This window comes from Legionella worsleiensis, from assembly GCF_001467535.1.
Taxonomy (GTDB): domain Bacteria; phylum Pseudomonadota; class Gammaproteobacteria; order Legionellales; family Legionellaceae; genus Legionella; species Legionella worsleiensis.
Map to the genome: position 1 here is coordinate 269,981 of NZ_LNZC01000031.1, position 16,367 is coordinate 286,347.

Sequence of the window (16,367 nt, forward strand, 5' to 3'; positions counted from 1 at the left end):
CATGACTGATGAAATTCTCTTTACTCAGGAAGGGCAGATAGGTTTAATCACGCTAAACAGGCCAAGTGCGTTAAATGCCCTTTCTTTACCTATGATTCTGGCCATGCAAAAGCAACTTGAAGTTTGGCAAGAGGATAATTCCGTTAAGGCAGTGATTGTTCGAGCCGTGCCGGGGAATGCGTTTTGTGCTGGTGGGGATGTGCGGTGGCTCTACAATTCAGGACGAAGCAGTAACTCCGAGCAAATGCAGTTTTTCTGGCATGAATACAGGCTTAACCATTTCATTCACCATTACAGCAAGCCTTATATCGCTTTAATGGATGGAATTACTATGGGTGGTGGTGTGGGTATTTCGCTGCATGGCAGCCATTCTGTAGCCAGTGAACAATTTGTTTTTTCTATGCCAGAAACTGGAATTGGTTTTTTTCCTGACATAGGCGCCAGTCATCTATTAACACGCTGCCCCGGCTCTCTGGGTATTTACTTGGGATTAACCGGTAATCGGATAGGTTCTCAGGATGCATTGAAAGCCGGATTGATTAAATACCGCGTTCTCTCCAGCCAAATGGGGGCTTTGACTGAGGCGCTAATTGCTGCTGATTTATCAGAAGATGCCTATACTCGGGTAGACGCATGTATTCAAACGTTCACTCATTCAGACTCTAGCAATGAGGTCAGCCAGATTAAGCCCTTAATTAATGTGTGTTTTGCTCACCCAACTATAGAGCTTATTTGTGATGCTCTTCGACGTTGTGATGGTATTTGGGCTGAAGGTGTTTACAATACTTTGGAGCAGAAAGCCCCTTTAAGTTTGAAGGTTACTCTTGCTCAGTTACACAAAGCAAAAGGGTTATCTTTAGCCGAGTGTTTGAAGATGGACTTTGACTTGGTCGCTCATTTTATGAAAGACAGAGATTTTTATGAGGGAGTGCGTTCTTTGTTGATCATCAAAGATAAAAAACCCAACTGGAAACCATCAAGACTGGATTTGATACCCGATACTATGGTGGAGAACTATTTCGAGCGATTTCATTCCGGTCTGGAGTTGATTGTTATTTAATCTTGTGTGCATCAATCCCGAAGACTGATTCGACAGTCTTGGGGATTTTCTTGCACAATTTTTTATGCACATCAAAAACGATGTATCACTCAAGTGACTTTGGGCAATTCATTCAGTGAGAATTAATAACCTAGCCTCCTTGAATCAAACAGCGCTTATTGGCATATTTGGCGCAACTGTGCGCAAAATGGTATTTTAAATCGGAAACAAAAATTGGCTCGCCATGTTTCATGAGAAAAATTTGTTCTGGCCTAAGCTCTGTATAATTCGCATCCCGTAAAACGGCTTTGTATACGGTTCCTGCATGGGGAAATAACCATCTATCAAGGAAAGGCAGGATTTTTTCAGGTTCGTTGGAATAAAAATTATTTTTAATTGCCGTTAAAAAGTGTTTATTCATTTCATAATTATTTTTGAAATAAAAATTTGCTCTATCCTGTCGGTATTCAATAAAAGGTGGATTGGTTGGATTTTTTTTTGTACCTGCTGAAAACGTGAGCGCTATGACAAGCCCTTGAGCCGGCTCAATGTTGAGATGAGTTCCAAGAAATTCAGAACCGTTATTTGCATTGAGATAGGATTGCAAATACGTGACCGCTTCATCATTGATGGCGTCAAAATAGCTGTTGATTTTAAAGTGAATTGCATAATGGGTATCTGGGTTATAAGTGCAGCTAAAATAAGTCTGGTAAGAAAATTTATCTGTGGTAATAAAGCGGATAATTTTCTCTTCAATTGCTTCGTTGACTTGATCGCAGGTTAATTGTTGACCTTCCATGGATGCTGACATACGAATAATTTGCGTAGGATAATCCATGGTGCGGGTAAAGGCTTGCTGTTCATGCAGAGCATTAGGGATGTTTGCATAGGTTTTTTCTATGGAATTTCGGGGGGATAAATTATTACCTGGCGTCATCCTGTCGGTGTGAAGCATCACTTGGCTGTAAGAGCACAGAGGAATTAAAACAAGAGGAGCAATAAAGCAGTTAGGTCTCATAGCAAACTCCTTATTATTTTTTTTAAATTAAATCCTTTAATTTACGGTACCTGTAAACGATGCATTTTTTGGCAAAAACTGTATTAAGTTTGCGTGTATTATTTAAAGGCCCTCATTTGAGTATACATGAACGAATTGAATTGGCCACCGAGTGCTTACCTGGTACCGTTCGTTCCTATTTCGCTTAAAGGGAACAAGCAATTAAGGCTTAGATGATTTTTGGTCATTTATGCCGACAAAAGGCATAAAAGCAGTCGAAAAAATTGTTAGTTTGGTGTATTTCCCTTAGAATTCAGCACATGATTAAACTATCCAGAGAGTTTTATGTCTGATTTTTATCAAGACTTCAATAAAAGACGAACTTTTGCCATTATTTCTCACCCCGATGCGGGTAAAACCACGGTAACTGAAAAACTGCTGTTATTTGGAGGTGCTATTCAGTTGGCCGGTACGGTAAAAGGACGTAAAGCAGATAGACACGCCACTTCTGACTGGATGGAGATGGAAAAAGAGCGGGGAATTTCTATAACTACCTCGGTGATGCAGTTTGTTCATAATAATCATGTGATGAATTTATTGGATACACCAGGGCATGAGGATTTCTCTGAAGATACTTATCGTACCTTGACTGCTGTTGATTCTGCCTTGATGGTTATAGACGTTGCCAAAGGCGTTGAGGACCGAACAGTAAAACTTATGGAAGTATGCCGTCTGCGCGATACACCTATTATGACTTTTATTAACAAGCTCGATCGTGAGGGACGAGAGCCTATAGATCTGCTTGATGAAGTCGAATCGGTATTGGGGATACAGTGTGCGCCTATAACCTGGCCTGTAGGAATGGGGAAACGCTTCAAAGGAATTTATCATCGTTATGAAGATACGGTATATCTTTATCAGCATGGCAAAAACGCTCAAAAACAGGAGGCCATGCAGATTAAAGGGTTGGATAACCCCGAATTGGATGAATTACTTGGAGATAGCGCTCAAGAGCTTCGTGATGAAATTGATTTAGTAAAGGGCGCATCACATGAGTTTAATCTGGAAGCCTATCTTGCTGGTAAAATGACTCCAGTGTATTTCGGTTCTGCAATTAATAATTTTGGCATTAAAGAACTTTTAGACGATTTTGTACAGTATGCTCCTGGCCCGCAAGCCAGAGCAACCCAAGAACGAATAGTTCACCCTGATGAAGAAGCATTCAGTGGCTTTGTCTTTAAAATTCAAGCCAATATGGATCCCAAACATCGAGATCGAATCGCTTTTCTGCGCATTTGTTCCGGCACCTACAAAAAAGGGATGAAGTTAAGTCATCTGCGCATTGGCAAAGAGGTGTTAATACCTAATGCATTAACGTTTATGGCGGGTGACCGATCTCATACTGAAATTGCTTTGGCCGGAGATATTATCGGGCTGCATAATCATGGCACCATCCGTATTGGCGACACCTTTACTCAGGGTGAGCAGTTGAAATTTACAGGGATCCCTAATTTTGCTCCTGAGTTATTCCGTTTGGTTCGCTTAAAAGATCCTTTGAAAAGCAAAGCGTTATTAAAGGGCTTGATTGAGTTGTCTGAAGAGGGCGCAACTCAGGTGTTCAGACCTTTAAACAGTAATCAGCTTATTCTTGGCGCAGTAGGAATCTTGCAGTTTGATGTTGTCGCTCATCGCCTGAAACATGAATACAAGGTCGATTGTGTTTATGAGTCGGTGAGTGTGACCTGTGCCCGATGGGTCTATGCTGATGACGACAAGGCATTGAGTGAGTTTCGTGATAAAGCGTTTGATTATCTGGCTTTGGACGGTAGCGATACGCTCATGTATCTGGCTCCTACCCGAGTTAACCTCACTATGGCCGAAGAACGTTACCCCAAAATTAAGTTTAAGGCGACCAGAGAACATTAATAAAGGGTTACAATTAATCCATTTGACTGTTTATTCGGCCTGTTTAAAACAATAACCTGTATCTACATTCAGTAGATGCAGGTCATCTGACCTGAAAAGGTCTGTCGGTACGCTTAAGTAGAACAGCTTGCTTTTATGGTATTTTGTCCCAGATTGGTTATTTTAACTTTAGCGCCAGATTGAGCATTAATTTTTAACGTGTCTCCTTGACGTACAATAATCCTCATTGTTGCGCCTTTTACCAGTATTACATCGTTAATTGTGCCTTGCTTTGCTAAAGCCTCAACAAAAAGTTCATTACTCTCGTCATTGGTAGTAATAACGCAGTTGGCTTGTAAATCCCAATAGAGGTAATTAACAAATAGTTGCGGCTCATTAGGCATTAATTCATAATCAATGCTCATGCTGGGTTGCATTATATTCGTTACAACAGAGTAAACATTTGTGCTTACTATTGAGGCTGCGCATAATAAGGAAAAGCCGATTTTTCGTAGCATAGATATCTCCAATGTGAAAAATTAACAGGCTAAGATACATTTATTTTATTTCCTTGGCAAATTAGGAGGCATTTGCGCAGTATTTTTGGGATCCCACCCCGGTTATCTGAACACGATAAATTGTTGGATTAGAGTTCTCCCAATGCTTTGGAAATAGACTCGGTCATGGTTTTTGCGTCGCCAAACAACATGTAGGTATTGTCATGAAAGAACAGGTTGTTTTCTACACCAGCATATCCAGGAGACATTCCTCGTTTAACAAACAAAACTGTTTTTGCTTTCTCAACCTCCAGTACAGGCATGCCATAGATTGGTGAGCTGGGGTCAGTTTTGGCGGCGGGATTGGTAATGTCGTTAGCGCCTATAACAAAAGCAACATCACAGGCGGCAAAATCACGATTAATTTCATCTTGTTCAAAAACTCTATCATAGGGAATATTGGCTTCTGCTAACAATACGTTCATATGGCCAGGCATACGCCCTGCAACGGGATGGATGGCAAAGCGAACCTTGATGGAGCGTGCCTCAAGAGCATCAACCAATTCCTTAACCGCATGTTGTGCGTGTGCTACTGCCATACCGTAACCGGGAACAATGATGACGTCCTTGGCATTACTTAATAAAAAAGCAGCATCCTCACCATTCGCTTGTCTTACCGATCTGGATTCGTCACCCTTATGAGCCAGTTGAGTATTTCCTGCAGAGTTCAGTCCACCGAATATGACGTTGAAAATGGAGCGGTTCATCCCAACGCACATGATGTAGCTGAGGATAGCTCCACTGGCGCCTACAAGCGCTCCGGTAATTACCAGCAGATCATTGCTTAAAGTGAAGCCTATGCCAGCAGCAGCCCATCCTGAGTAAGAGTTCAGCATGGAAATGACAACGGGCATATCCGCACCGCCTATGGGAATAATGAGCAAAACACCAATAAGAAAAGCCAATCCGGCCAGAACACCAAATAACATTAAACTTTGATTTAGTAAGAATACGATAAAAAATCCCAGAATAGCCAAAGCTATCAACAGGTTGACACTTTTTTGCCCGCTGAAGCGCACGGGTACGCCTGACATGATGCCTTGCAGTTTCAGAAAGGCGATGACTGAGCCTGAAAAGGTGATTGCACCAATCACTAATCCCAAACTCATTTCAATCAGGCTTGCTTTTTCTATATTACCCGTACTGCCAATATGGAATGACTCAGGTGATAAGAAGGCGCAAAATGCAACCAAAACTGCAGCCATACCAACCAGAGAGTGGAATGCAGCTACCAGTTGAGGTATGGCCGTCATATTAATTTTTAAGGCGATAAAGGTACCAATGATTCCGCCAGCGATGATTAGTCCTACCAACATGTAGTGATGGAATATGGAGGGCATCATGAGCGTGGAGCCAATTGCAAGCGTCATTCCAAGAATGCCCAGCAGATTGCCTCTTCTGGAGGTGGATGGGCTGGCTAATCCCTTAAGAGCAAGGATAAAACACACCGCAGCAGATAAATAAAACAGGGGAACAAGTGAATTCATTGCAGAGTCCATCCTTAAATTCGTTATTTTTTATACATACGAAGCATGCGTTGGGTTACAACAAAACCACCAAAAATATTGATGGAAGTGATGAATATTGCCAACCCTCCCAGCCAGGTAATAGAGCCCATAGTTTGGCTTCCCGCAGCGATTAAAGCGCCTAAAATGATAATGCTTGAAATTGCATTGGTAACTGACATTAGAGGTGTATGCAGCGCTGGTGTTACTTTCCATACGACGTAGTACCCTACAAAACATGCCAGGACAAAAATAGTCAATATGGTTATGTAAGGGTTAGCAATTGAGTGAACTTCATGCATTTTGGTTCTCCTTGTTGGCTCTATAAGGCAAGTAGTTCCCTTCGTAACACAAAAGTGCTTGCTGAATAATTTCGTCTTGAGGATTAAAGGCGATCTGTGGCGGGTCTGTCGCCAGTAAATTGATTAAATGAACCAGATTATTTGCATACAGGTCGCTGGCTGTAGCAGGAACGAGACCGGCCATATTACTCAAGCCAATAACAGTTACTGTTCCGTGCTGGATAACCTGATCAGGAACGCTCACTTCACAATTCCCGCCCCTAGAAGTGGCCAAGTCAACGATAATAGCTCCGGGTTTCATCTGCTCAACAGTTTTTTGGGAGAGTAAAACAGGTGCTTTGCGTCCTGGTATTAATGCGGTAGTGATAACGATATCAGAAATTCGAGCGTATTGATCGATTAACTCAGCTTGTAATTGTTTGTATTCTTCACTGGTTTCTGCTGCGTAACCGCCCTGGGTTTCGCTGTCTTGTTCCTGGATTACCTCCACAAACTCGGCTCCTAAACTTTCAACCTGTTCTTTAGCTGCTCTTCTCACATCAAACGCATAAACAACGGCACCCAATCGTTTGGCTGTTGCTATAGCCTGTAATCCTGCCACGCCGGCACCTAATATTAATATTTTGGCGGGTTGAATCATTCCAGCAGCAGTCATCATCATAGGGACAACTCGGTGAAATTGAGTTACGGCCTCAAGAACGGCTCTGTAGCCTGACAGGTTCGCTTGTGATGATAGGCTATCCATGCTTTGTGCACGACTTATTCGGGGAATCATATTCATGGAAAAAAGAGAAATATGCTCTTTTAATCCCCATTGCAGCAGTTTGCTTTGTGGATCATTGTCTATGTGGCCTATTACCAGAGCATCTTTCGCTAAACCTTTCAAATCTTCAGGCTCGGGTTCATTAACACACAAAAGAATTTGCGTTTTTGTCAGGAGCGTTTTTTTGTTGTCTATAATTTCAACACCGACCTGTTGGTACGCTGCATCCGAAAAATCAGAAGCCAGTCCAGCATTTTTTTCAATGGCAACGTGAAATCCCAGTTTTATCAGTTGCTTAGCCGAATGAGGTGTAATAGCGACGCGGGTTTCCCGACCTGATTCCAGTAAGGTTGTTATGTTCATGAGGTAATCCTTTTACCGTTCTATATCCATCCTATTGTAATTAAATATAATTTGCTATTAGATAAAATGTCAAATAAGAGAAAAATATTTGGAAATCATCCCGTTTCTTTATATCATACCCCCTGAAGGTAATTTACAAGGAATAGGGTTAATGTTGGATAACAAAAAAAATTGCGGTAAGGCCATGCTCTCTTTGTGCGCTGCCTTGCTTGGCGCTGATGCTACCGCAGGTACTATGAATAACTCCCCTGATGCGGCATGGAATTATATTCTTGCTTTAAGCGCCGGACCAGTATGGCAAAATGAGGGCAAGACACAGACGCTTTTCTTGACCCCAGACATAGAAAAAACCTACAGTGCTCAACAATCATCACAAGTGATACCTGATGGTGAGCTTTTTTTAGGTATCCAAAAAAAATGGCATTCCTTTTTGACTGGCCAAATCGGGGTTGCTGTGGCGACTACCGGGAAGGGGAGACTTCAGGGTGTAATCTGGGATGATGCAGATCCTCAGTTTGATAATTACGTGTACAACTACAAAGTACAACATACCCATGTTGCTCTCAAGGGTAAATTGTTATCCGATGTCGGGTTTATAGTCACCCCTTGGGTAAGCGCCAGTGTTGGTGCAGGGTTTAACCAAGCCTCTGATTTTTTAAGCAGACCTGTTATTTATGAAGCGGTGCCTACTCCTGAGTTTAATAATCAAACCAAGACTGCATTTACTTATACACTGGGTGCTGGAGTGCAAAGACAAGTGGGTAAAAACTGGCAAGTTGGTGTAGGTTATGAATTTGCTGATTGGGGTAAAAACCAATTAGGCAGAGCATTTGAACAGACTCTGGGCACTGGGCTTAGTCTGGAGCATTTTTATACTCATGGCGTCATGATTCATGTTGCCGCAGTCGTTTGATAGTAACTAACGAATAATTCATACCTTCGAAAAGAAAAGGGCGCATTGAATGCGCCCTGATTTTTTTAACTGGATAGACAGCAATATCGATTACAGTCCTGGTTCACTAGGTGGACTCCTCTGAAATGCTTTAGGCTTCTTAGTCTGGCTAAGCATGCGCACCACATTTTCACTCTGGCTTCCAAGGGTGTGATGTTGGCTGAACAATGTGTACCGTCTATGAGTTTAGAATAGGTTACTATTTCAGATAATTCCAGTGCTGAACATTGATTTATTGCAAAGATAGCGTTAAGAATGAGGTCGTAAAATAATGACTGTTACCAATCCCCACGGTATGTCCCAGTTTTGGGATACCGTGGGAAGATACTTATGTTTATTTAACCTAATTTTTTAAATATGTTGAACAGAGCGCTTTTGGGATGTCTTGTGCTGTATTTATTGTGAGATCCTGTTTTTAAAAAAATTTGGGTGAAGTACATTTTTCCATGAGCATCACGGGCAATTCCTATCCCGGTTAGATTATAGTTTCCATCGATGTTTCTTTTGTGTCCTGGGCTTCGTAACCAATTTTTTACTACATCTTCAGCATCTTTGTAATTAAATGCGACGTTTTCAGCCCCTGCGTTAGATTCCTTGATTTGGCGATGTAACCGGTCTATGCGATTGTTAAAATATTTATGTCCAAACGGGAGTTTGTGATGTGCCATATCCGCTGAATGACGTTTTGCTTCCAGTACTATTCTGGAGTCCATTTTTAAGGGATTTAATCCATGAAGCTGTCTGTATTGATTAATGTGAACTAAAATAGCATTTTCTATAGTTGTGTCGCTTTCAGCCGTTTTTTGAGCTGATCCCGCATGCGCCAATTGCAGGCAAATGAGAATCAATGACAATAGAGTCGCTATTTTTTTTAATCCAGATAAGTACATCAGTATACCCTTTTTAGTTTAGAAAGAATTATGAGCTGAATGGTTACTAAAAAACAGTTTTTTGTCCAGAGGTTTTAGGATTAAATTATAATAATTGAGAAAGTAGTGATTCTATTCGGCAATGGTTTGTTGAAAAAATATAGGGCTTTCCCTTGAAGTACCTTTATTCAGCCTGGGTTTGCGATAACGCAAGGCTAAATAATCCAACCCTCTTGTATACAAAATTTGTACTGATTCATGTATCGAAAATGGTGTGGATTAGTTGTGATGCGGAGCGTTAACCTCAAGCATTAGAGATTTACGGTCATGCCTAACAGCACAGCATGTAAAATGGGTATATTGGAGATGCTGGCTGTGCGTGTACTTGGGTAAATTTTAATTTTTGCATCGTTACCGTATACACCCTGATATAACAAATTCAAGCTGGCTAGAGCGGTAATCGGATAACCAAACCCGGCTTGCAGTTCACCCGCCAGTTGAGATACTTCTTTTATCGGTCTGTGCTCTACCTGCCAGTATCTGTAAGCTACTCCGCCTTTTAACTGTGCAAAAATAGAGCTACCTAATAGTGGATCACTTTTGGCAGTGATGAGTAAATCCAGCATGGGACCAAGCGTTGTTTTGACTGGAAGCCACTCAAGAACAGCCAGAGTTTCATTAGGAATATTAAGCCGCATTTGTTTGCCGTTTTGTAATCCTAATTCCAAACCGAGGGCAATATCTCCTGAGAGCATCAGCTCATTACCCAACGCCAAACGTCCAATAACTGCTTTGCCGTCTCTGGAATAGATGTCCTGATATCGGCCATTGCCAACACTTGCGGTGATGGTCCAGGGTTGATCCTGTGAGGTGAGCTCGGGATAGTAGCCATCTGCGAATACATTGACTGACAATAAAATTCCTAATGTGATTAATTGCAATTTCATTTTCATCTGTCATATCCCTAATTAAATTAGTTCACTCAGAAATCGAAGCTTGTTTTTACAGCATGTAGGCGTGAGAAATTAATTTTGGCGGAGAGAGAGGGATTCGAACCCTCGATACGTTGCCGTATACACACTTTCCAGGCGTGCGCCTTCAACCACTCGGCCACCTCTCCAATCGGCCAAGCTTATACTGGTCAGAAAATAATTGCAAGACAGAATTTAAAATGATTAATAAAATGACCAGTTAAATCACATGGCATGGAATTAATTGAGAGTTAAATGAACAATAATGGTTGATCCTTACCAAGGAAAAGTGTATTTTAACTTTTTTTTTGTTGGGGAACGACATGGCCATGGCTGTTTGTAAACAAGTACAGAAAGGTACTGCTGATTTGACTATGATTATGGGCAAGATTTTGATGTACAGTGGTGGAGCAGGTCTTTTGATTATGGCTGCATTTGGTACCGTTGCAATTGATGTTGTTCTCCTTGCTTATGCGAATAAAAATCACAACAGTTTTCTAACGGGTTTCCTGATAGGGGCGCTGTTTTGGGGTCCAAGAGTTGATCCGCTTCCTCTACTCATTGCTTCACCTATTACCTCTCTCATCGCAGTGGGGTTATCCGTTCTTTTGGGAGTGCCTATGGTTGGCGCTGCAATACTGGCAGGTTGGGCTATGGCTGCGGTTGTAATGGGTGTGGGATATGGATTAATGGCTCTGGCTGACGTAATGCAACCCGAACCATCATTATACGGAGAGATAGAATCCTGTTGTTTCTGTCCTTAGGCAATGACGCAGATGCAGTTTTTTCAGTTGAAAAGGAATTCAACTGAGGACTTGTTTTCTTCAAACATCATGAAAAAAACACCCCAGTTACACCATCCTGACTGCATTTTTTCGTTAAATGCCCGCTGGTTAACACTGGAGTACGCCAGAACCTTGTTTCTGTAACAATATCTTTTTATGCAAAATTGTATATACTTTAGAATACTGGTTAATCATTAATCGACTGAAACAGGATTCTTCTATGATGCGCTTACTGACTGTCTTTTGTCTGGGTTTTTTGAGTGCGCCCTTATGGTCTTTTAAGTGTTATTATACACTGGTTAAGGACAGTTGTTGGACGAATTACGAAGTCAGCGTTGATGTCATGGATTCTGCAAAACAAGATAAAATATTCACCATAACTGTTCCTAAAGGAGAATCTTGGGGGCGAGTGGAATTTTCCTGTACTCCCGCTCAAAGTTTGATGTATTTTTCCCGATACTCTCCTGTCTTTTGGGAAAGCGAAAAAGGTAAAGTTTACCCAGCGATTAGAAGTTGGAGTTTGCCTGGTACAATAAACCCGGGAGATGAAGCCTGGACTTTAAATATCTGTTTTTCAGCTGATTTTTCACAAATTCCATTACCCCCCGATGCAAAGGGAAATTGTAAGTGTGATATGAGCGCTATTCCCGCCCCTAAACCCTGATAATAACAAGCAGGTTTTTACAGTTCCTGAATAACACATAGCCATGCTTGCCAACTTTGTGTATTATTTCGTGCATAAGTCAGGATAGGGCAACGAAATGATTACTCTTAGAAATAAAATTGGACAAATGCTGGTAATGGGGTTTAATGGAGCAGAACTTAATGAGCACAGCCCCGTGGTGCGATGGTTATCCGATGATGGTCTTGGTGGTGTTTTATTATTTGATAAAGATGTTTCTACAGATACCTACGGTAAAAATCTTAAAAACAGTGCTCAGATCAAGCAATTGATTCATCAACTCAATCGTTATTCTATGCAGTGTTTTGCCGAAGAGGAGCATTGTCCATTATTAGTTGCTCTTGATTATGAAGGGGGTGTCGTTGATCGATTGACGAAAATCGATGGATGCATGGCGACCATGAGGCCTTGTGAACTCGCTAAATTGCCCTTACATGATTTCAATGAAGAAGTAGCCCAAATGGCATCTACATTAAAATCTCTAGGATTTAACCTAAATTTCGCTCCCGTTGTGGATTTAAATTTAAACGATCAAGAAGGCATCATTGGCAAACTGGGACGGAGTTTTTCGGATAACCCGGAAGTGGTAAGCCAGGTTGCAAGACAATTCGTATCAGTGTTTAGCCGTTATGGAATAGGGTGCTGTTACAAGCACTTTCCTGGGCATGGCAGCGCTATTGGAGACACCCATGAGGGATTTGTTGATGTTACTGATACGTTCAGTGATGATGAGCTTGCTCCTTATCGTACCTTGTTAAAAGATAATGATAAACCGGTAATGGTCATGACTGCTCATGTTGTTAACAGAGCATTGGACAGTAAGGGACTGCCGGCAACTCTTTCTCACGAAATATTAACCGGAATTTTAAGGCAGACTTTAGGTTACGATGGCATCATCATTAGTGATGATTTGCAAATGCAGGCAATTGCCAAGCATTATTCACTTAAAGAATCGCTTGCACTTACCATTAATGCCGGTGCTGATATGGTGATATTCGCCAATCAATTAAATACACATTCAGCAACTGAAGTAATTGATTGTATTGAGCAACTCGTGCTTGAACAGCGTATTGATGTGAAACGAATTGACGATGCCTTTAGACGTATCAAGCGCTTTAAGCAACAGATCAGTACTGCTGAGCTTGTGAGTTTCTAAATACATGTTTCAATATAATTTGGACTTATAGTCTTGACGTAGACTCATGATGTGGTAGAATGTAGTCGATGTGTTCAAATATTTATCAAGGTAGTGATGTTTATGTCAATTCAATTCACGCATTTTGCCCGCCTTATGCTTCACTCAAATATCAGGTTATTGTACTGTTGTTGCTGTTAAATCCGCTTTATTTTTTATTCTCTGATTTAAGGATTTAACCATGTGTGCAGCGCATCAAAAAAGTAAGAAAACTGTTTTAACCACTCCTGTTATTTATTTTCTCGTGATTGTTTTGGGAATTTTAAGTGGCATGTCTGATATTGCCCTTTTAAAAGGGTTGGGGCTGCTTATCTCTGAATTGTTCATCAAGATATTTAAATGCATCAGTTTGCCCATTATTTCCCTATCCATAATTGTCACTTTGGCAAACTATAAAACTGATGGAGTGATGAAACGTATTTGGCAAAGAACCATCAAATACACCTTTTTGACCACATTAGTGGCAGCTACCATGAGTTGTTTGCTTTATCTATTGATTAATCCCAATACGGTGCAAGTCAATTTGCAGGCAACGGCTGCCGATTCTGTTAATAATCTTGGCTATTTAGCTTACTTAACCAATATCGTACCGACCAATCTGTTGTCACCCTTTCTTGAGCAGCAGGTCATGGGGGTATTATTGCTGAGTATTGTTATTGGATTTGCGATACGGCAAATACCCGAAGAGGATTCCAGAGAGAGTTTGGCTCGTTTTTTTCGGGGTGCACATGGCATGTTTTTGGTGATGACCCGTTGGATTATCACTTTGATTCCTTTGGGCTTGTTTGGATTTATCACGTCTACCGTCGTTCAGTTACGTTCAGGGATGGATATTAAGGGAATAGGTCAATATTTACTGATAATCGTATTGGCTAATCTTATTCAAGGATTCATTATTTTACCTTTGTGGTTACGAATGAATGGAATTAAACCCTTCGCCACTATGCGGGCGATGATACCTGCGTTATCTGTTGCCTTTTTCTCCAAGTCTTCTGTCGGCACGTTACCCATAACCATGAATACTATAGAGGCTAATTTACAGGTTAAACCCAAAATAAGTCGTTTTGTTTTGCCTTTGTGCACCAGTATCAACATGAATGGCTGCGCAGCGTTTATATTTGCGACAGTGATTTATTTGATGCAAAGTCATGGCATGCCCATATCCTATGCGACTATGGGTTTGTGGATTTTTGTGTCAACTATTGCGGCTATCGGTAACGCAGGTGTCCCTATGGGTTGTTTTTTCCTTAGCGTAAGCCTGTTATCCAGCATGAACGTGCCCATAACCTTGATGGGGGTCATTTTACCCTTTTATGCCATGATTGATATGTTGGAGACCGCTTTAAATGTTTGGTCCGATGCCTGTGTCACCAAAGTTGTTAACGATAAAGCGGTTGCTGAAGAAGAGCTAAAAGTCCTACCTAAAAAGAGCTCAGCTCTGGAGCTTGAGCTGGGATAAAAGCGGTTTGTAACCCATTTCTTTGCTTTGGTTATTGTCCATTGGTTTTTCAATGGACACTATTTAGGCAATTAACAGCTTTTCACAAAGAGCAAAATATACTGATTCCAGTAATTCAAGATCTTTTAGCGCAACACATTCGTTAACCTGGTGTATTGTCGCATTGCATGGACCAAGCTCGACTACCTCAACCCCATAGGGCGCAATAAAACGTCCATCGGAAGTCCCGCCGCTGGTCGATAACTCAGGCGTTAGTCCGGTAATTTGGGGAATGACTTTTTTACAACATTCCAGCAGTTCCCCTTTATCCGTAAGAAAGGGCTCTCCACTGAGTCGCCATTCGGTAGTTGGCTGGAGATGGTGTTTATTAAATATACCCATTACTTTATTGATCAGTGATTCTTCTGTCTGCTCCGTGGAGTATCTGAAGTTGAGATGTAAATTTAATTCACCAGGGATTATGTTATTTGCCTGGCCGCCAGAGTGAATGTGGGTAATTTGCAGTGAAGTTGGGGGGAAAAAAGCATTACCATTATCCCACTGTAAAGAGGTTAATTCTGCCAGAACAGGGCTTATGGTATGAATCGGATTCTCAGCAAGGTGAGGGTAGGCTACATGCCCTTGTTTGCCATGCAAGGTGATTTTGGCACTTAAAGAACCTCTTCGGCCTATTTTTATAACATCACCTACCTGACTGGTACTCGATGGCTCACCGACTACACAATAGTCTATGTGGGTATTTTGTTGATGTAATTGTTCCATAACATAGGGCGTTCCAAGATCATAATCATCACCTTCCTCGCCACTGGTTATCAAAAAGCCTAATCGTCCAATAAACGAGGGATAAGTGTTAATGAAGCGCTCTGCCATCACTAACATACAGGCAAGGCTACCCTTCATGTCGGCAACACCACGGCCATAGAGCATGTCGCCCTTGGCCTGAAGAATAAACGGATCAGTATCCCACTTCCCAAGCTCACCGACTGGAACTACATCCGTATGTCCGGCAAAAACCAGCAAAGGTCCAATTGAGCCATAACAGGCAAAGAAATTAGATACTGGCCCTTGATTCATTATTTGACAGGTAAACCCTAATCGTTTCAGAAACTGGATTATAAAATCCTGGCATCCGGCATCATCGGGAGTTATGGATGGAAAGCGAACAAGTTCAGCCAGAATGTTTTTTATATCATTCATAGGTTCAAGCTCTGAGTAATTCATTAATGCTGACTTTAGATCGTGTTTTTTCATCAACCTGTTTGACGATTACAGCGCAATATAAACTGTGGCTGCCATCGTCACTGGGTAAATTACCCGCAACGACAACTGAGCCCGCAGGAATTCTGCCATAGGTGATGGTGCCGGTTAGTCTGTTGTATATTTTGGTGCTTTGACCTAAAAATACTCCCATGGATATAACGGAATCTCGTTCTACTATAACGCCTTCTACAACCTCAGACCGTGCTCCTATAAAGCAATTATCTTCGATAATCGTGGGATTTGCCTGGAGTGGCTCCAGGACGCCACCTATACCCGCACCTCCTGATAAATGAACGTTTTTGCCAATTTGCGCACAGGAACCTACAGTTGCCCAGGTATCTACCATTACGCCTTCGTCTATGTACGCTCCGACATTCACATATGAGGGCATGAGTACGGTATTTTTTGCAATATAAGCACCTCGTCTCACCATCGCATGCGGTACGATTCTGACACCTGATTGTTGAAATTGTTCTTTACTGTAACCGGTATATTTGAGAGGAACTTTGTCATAAAACTGACAAAAACCGGAATCAATTATCTGATTGGGAAACAGTTTAAATGATAAAAGCACCGCTTTTTTTATCCACTGATGTACAGTCCATTCCCCATTAATTTTTTCAGCGACGCGATATTGTCCGCTATCAAGACAGGACATGACTTCATCTATGGCGGCAATCAGATCGGCTGAAGCGGTTTCCATAGATAAGTTTTGCCGTTGTTCAAATGCGTGTTCAATTGTAGTTTGCAATGAGTTCATGTT

General features: G+C 41.5%; 16 protein-coding genes and 1 tRNA gene. 7 read left to right on the forward strand and 10 right to left on the reverse strand.

Translation table 11 applies throughout. The features are described 5' to 3' along the window. The first annotated feature begins 1 nt into the window (after position 1). Positions 2-1,060: an enoyl-CoA hydratase/isomerase family protein gene (locus Lwor_RS12995; RefSeq protein WP_058494301.1), complete on the forward strand. Its 1,059-nt coding sequence runs from the start codon at positions 2-4 to the stop codon at positions 1,058-1,060. A 130-nt stretch (positions 1,061-1,190) separates the two neighbouring features. Here the strand turns inward: Lwor_RS12995 and Lwor_RS13000 are convergent, their stop codons facing one another. Further along, entirely contained in the window at positions 1,191-2,057 is an 867-nt protein-coding gene (locus Lwor_RS13000) for an Lpg0189 family type II secretion system effector (protein WP_058494302.1), read from the reverse strand. A 324-nt stretch (positions 2,058-2,381) separates the two neighbouring features. On the opposite strand from Lwor_RS13000, the gene Lwor_RS13005 reads away from it, so the two are divergent. Further along, positions 2,382-3,962 carry a peptide chain release factor 3 gene (locus Lwor_RS13005; RefSeq protein ID WP_058494303.1) on the forward strand — a complete coding sequence of 527 codons (1,581 nt, stop codon included), beginning with the start codon at positions 2,382-2,384 and terminating at the stop codon, positions 3,960-3,962. Between the two features lie 113 nt (positions 3,963-4,075). Here Lwor_RS13005 and Lwor_RS13010 read toward each other — a convergent pair whose 3' ends face one another. From Lwor_RS13010 to Lwor_RS13025, 4 genes are all read right to left on the reverse strand, one after another. After that, entirely contained in the window at positions 4,076-4,459 is a 384-nt protein-coding gene (locus Lwor_RS13010; RefSeq protein WP_058494304.1) for a hypothetical protein, read from the reverse strand. Between the two features lie 128 nt (positions 4,460-4,587). Further along, entirely contained in the window at positions 4,588-5,985 is a 1,398-nt protein-coding gene (locus Lwor_RS13015; RefSeq protein WP_058494305.1) for an NAD(P)(+) transhydrogenase (Re/Si-specific) subunit beta, read from the reverse strand. Between the two features lie 23 nt (positions 5,986-6,008). Next, positions 6,009-6,305: a proton-translocating transhydrogenase family protein gene (locus Lwor_RS13020; protein WP_058494306.1), complete on the reverse strand. Its 297-nt coding sequence runs from the start codon at positions 6,303-6,305 to the stop codon at positions 6,009-6,011. Next, entirely contained in the window at positions 6,298-7,431 is a 1,134-nt protein-coding gene (locus tag Lwor_RS13025) for a Re/Si-specific NAD(P)(+) transhydrogenase subunit alpha (RefSeq protein WP_058494307.1), read from the reverse strand. Before Lwor_RS13025 ends, Lwor_RS13020 begins: the two co-directional genes overlap by 8 nt. A 151-nt stretch (positions 7,432-7,582) precedes the next feature. Here Lwor_RS13025 and Lwor_RS13030 point away from each other — a divergent pair, with 151 nt between their 5' ends. After that, the gene (locus tag Lwor_RS13030) at positions 7,583-8,344 is read left to right on the forward strand and encodes an outer membrane protein (protein ID WP_238584672.1); all 762 of its coding nucleotides are present in this window, start codon (positions 7,583-7,585) and stop codon (positions 8,342-8,344) included. Between the two features lie 377 nt (positions 8,345-8,721). Here Lwor_RS13030 and Lwor_RS13035 read toward each other — a convergent pair whose 3' ends face one another. The 3 genes from Lwor_RS13035 to Lwor_RS13045 form a co-directional block, all read right to left on the reverse strand. Further along, positions 8,722-9,273: a CAP domain-containing protein gene (locus Lwor_RS13035; protein WP_058494308.1), complete on the reverse strand. Its 552-nt coding sequence runs from the start codon at positions 9,271-9,273 to the stop codon at positions 8,722-8,724. Between the two features lie 290 nt (positions 9,274-9,563). Beyond that, complete coding sequence (locus Lwor_RS13040; RefSeq protein ID WP_083501638.1) at positions 9,564-10,205, reverse strand: hypothetical protein; 642 nt, start codon at positions 10,203-10,205, stop codon at positions 9,564-9,566. A gap of 79 nt (positions 10,206-10,284) precedes the next feature. After that, a tRNA-Ser gene (locus Lwor_RS13045) sits at positions 10,285-10,372 on the reverse strand. Between the two features lie 180 nt (positions 10,373-10,552). On the opposite strand from Lwor_RS13045, the gene Lwor_RS13050 reads away from it, so the two are divergent. From Lwor_RS13050 to Lwor_RS13065, 4 genes are all read left to right on the forward strand, one after another. After that, entirely contained in the window at positions 10,553-10,987 is a 435-nt protein-coding gene (locus Lwor_RS13050) for a hypothetical protein (protein WP_058494373.1), read from the forward strand. A 241-nt stretch (positions 10,988-11,228) separates the two neighbouring features. Continuing rightward, positions 11,229-11,672, forward strand: a complete 444-nt coding sequence (locus Lwor_RS13055; RefSeq protein ID WP_058494309.1) for a hypothetical protein — start codon at positions 11,229-11,231, stop codon at positions 11,670-11,672. Positions 11,673-11,769: 97 nt separating this feature from the next. Beyond that, positions 11,770-12,846: a glycoside hydrolase family 3 protein gene (locus Lwor_RS13060; RefSeq protein WP_058494310.1), complete on the forward strand. Its 1,077-nt coding sequence runs from the start codon at positions 11,770-11,772 to the stop codon at positions 12,844-12,846. 220 nt (positions 12,847-13,066) lie between these two features. After that, positions 13,067-14,344, forward strand: a complete 1,278-nt coding sequence (locus Lwor_RS13065) for a dicarboxylate/amino acid:cation symporter (RefSeq protein WP_058494311.1) — start codon at positions 13,067-13,069, stop codon at positions 14,342-14,344. Positions 14,345-14,407: 63 nt separating this feature from the next. On the opposite strand, the gene dapE is transcribed toward Lwor_RS13065, so the two are convergent. Both dapE and dapD read right to left on the reverse strand, forming a co-directional pair. Then, positions 14,408-15,541: a succinyl-diaminopimelate desuccinylase gene (gene dapE / locus Lwor_RS13070; RefSeq protein WP_058494374.1), complete on the reverse strand. Its 1,134-nt coding sequence runs from the start codon at positions 15,539-15,541 to the stop codon at positions 14,408-14,410. 4 nt (positions 15,542-15,545) lie between these two features. Continuing rightward, complete coding sequence (gene dapD / locus Lwor_RS13075) at positions 15,546-16,364, reverse strand: 2,3,4,5-tetrahydropyridine-2,6-dicarboxylate N-succinyltransferase (RefSeq protein WP_058494312.1); 819 nt, start codon at positions 16,362-16,364, stop codon at positions 15,546-15,548. Positions 16,365-16,367 lie beyond the last annotated feature (3 nt).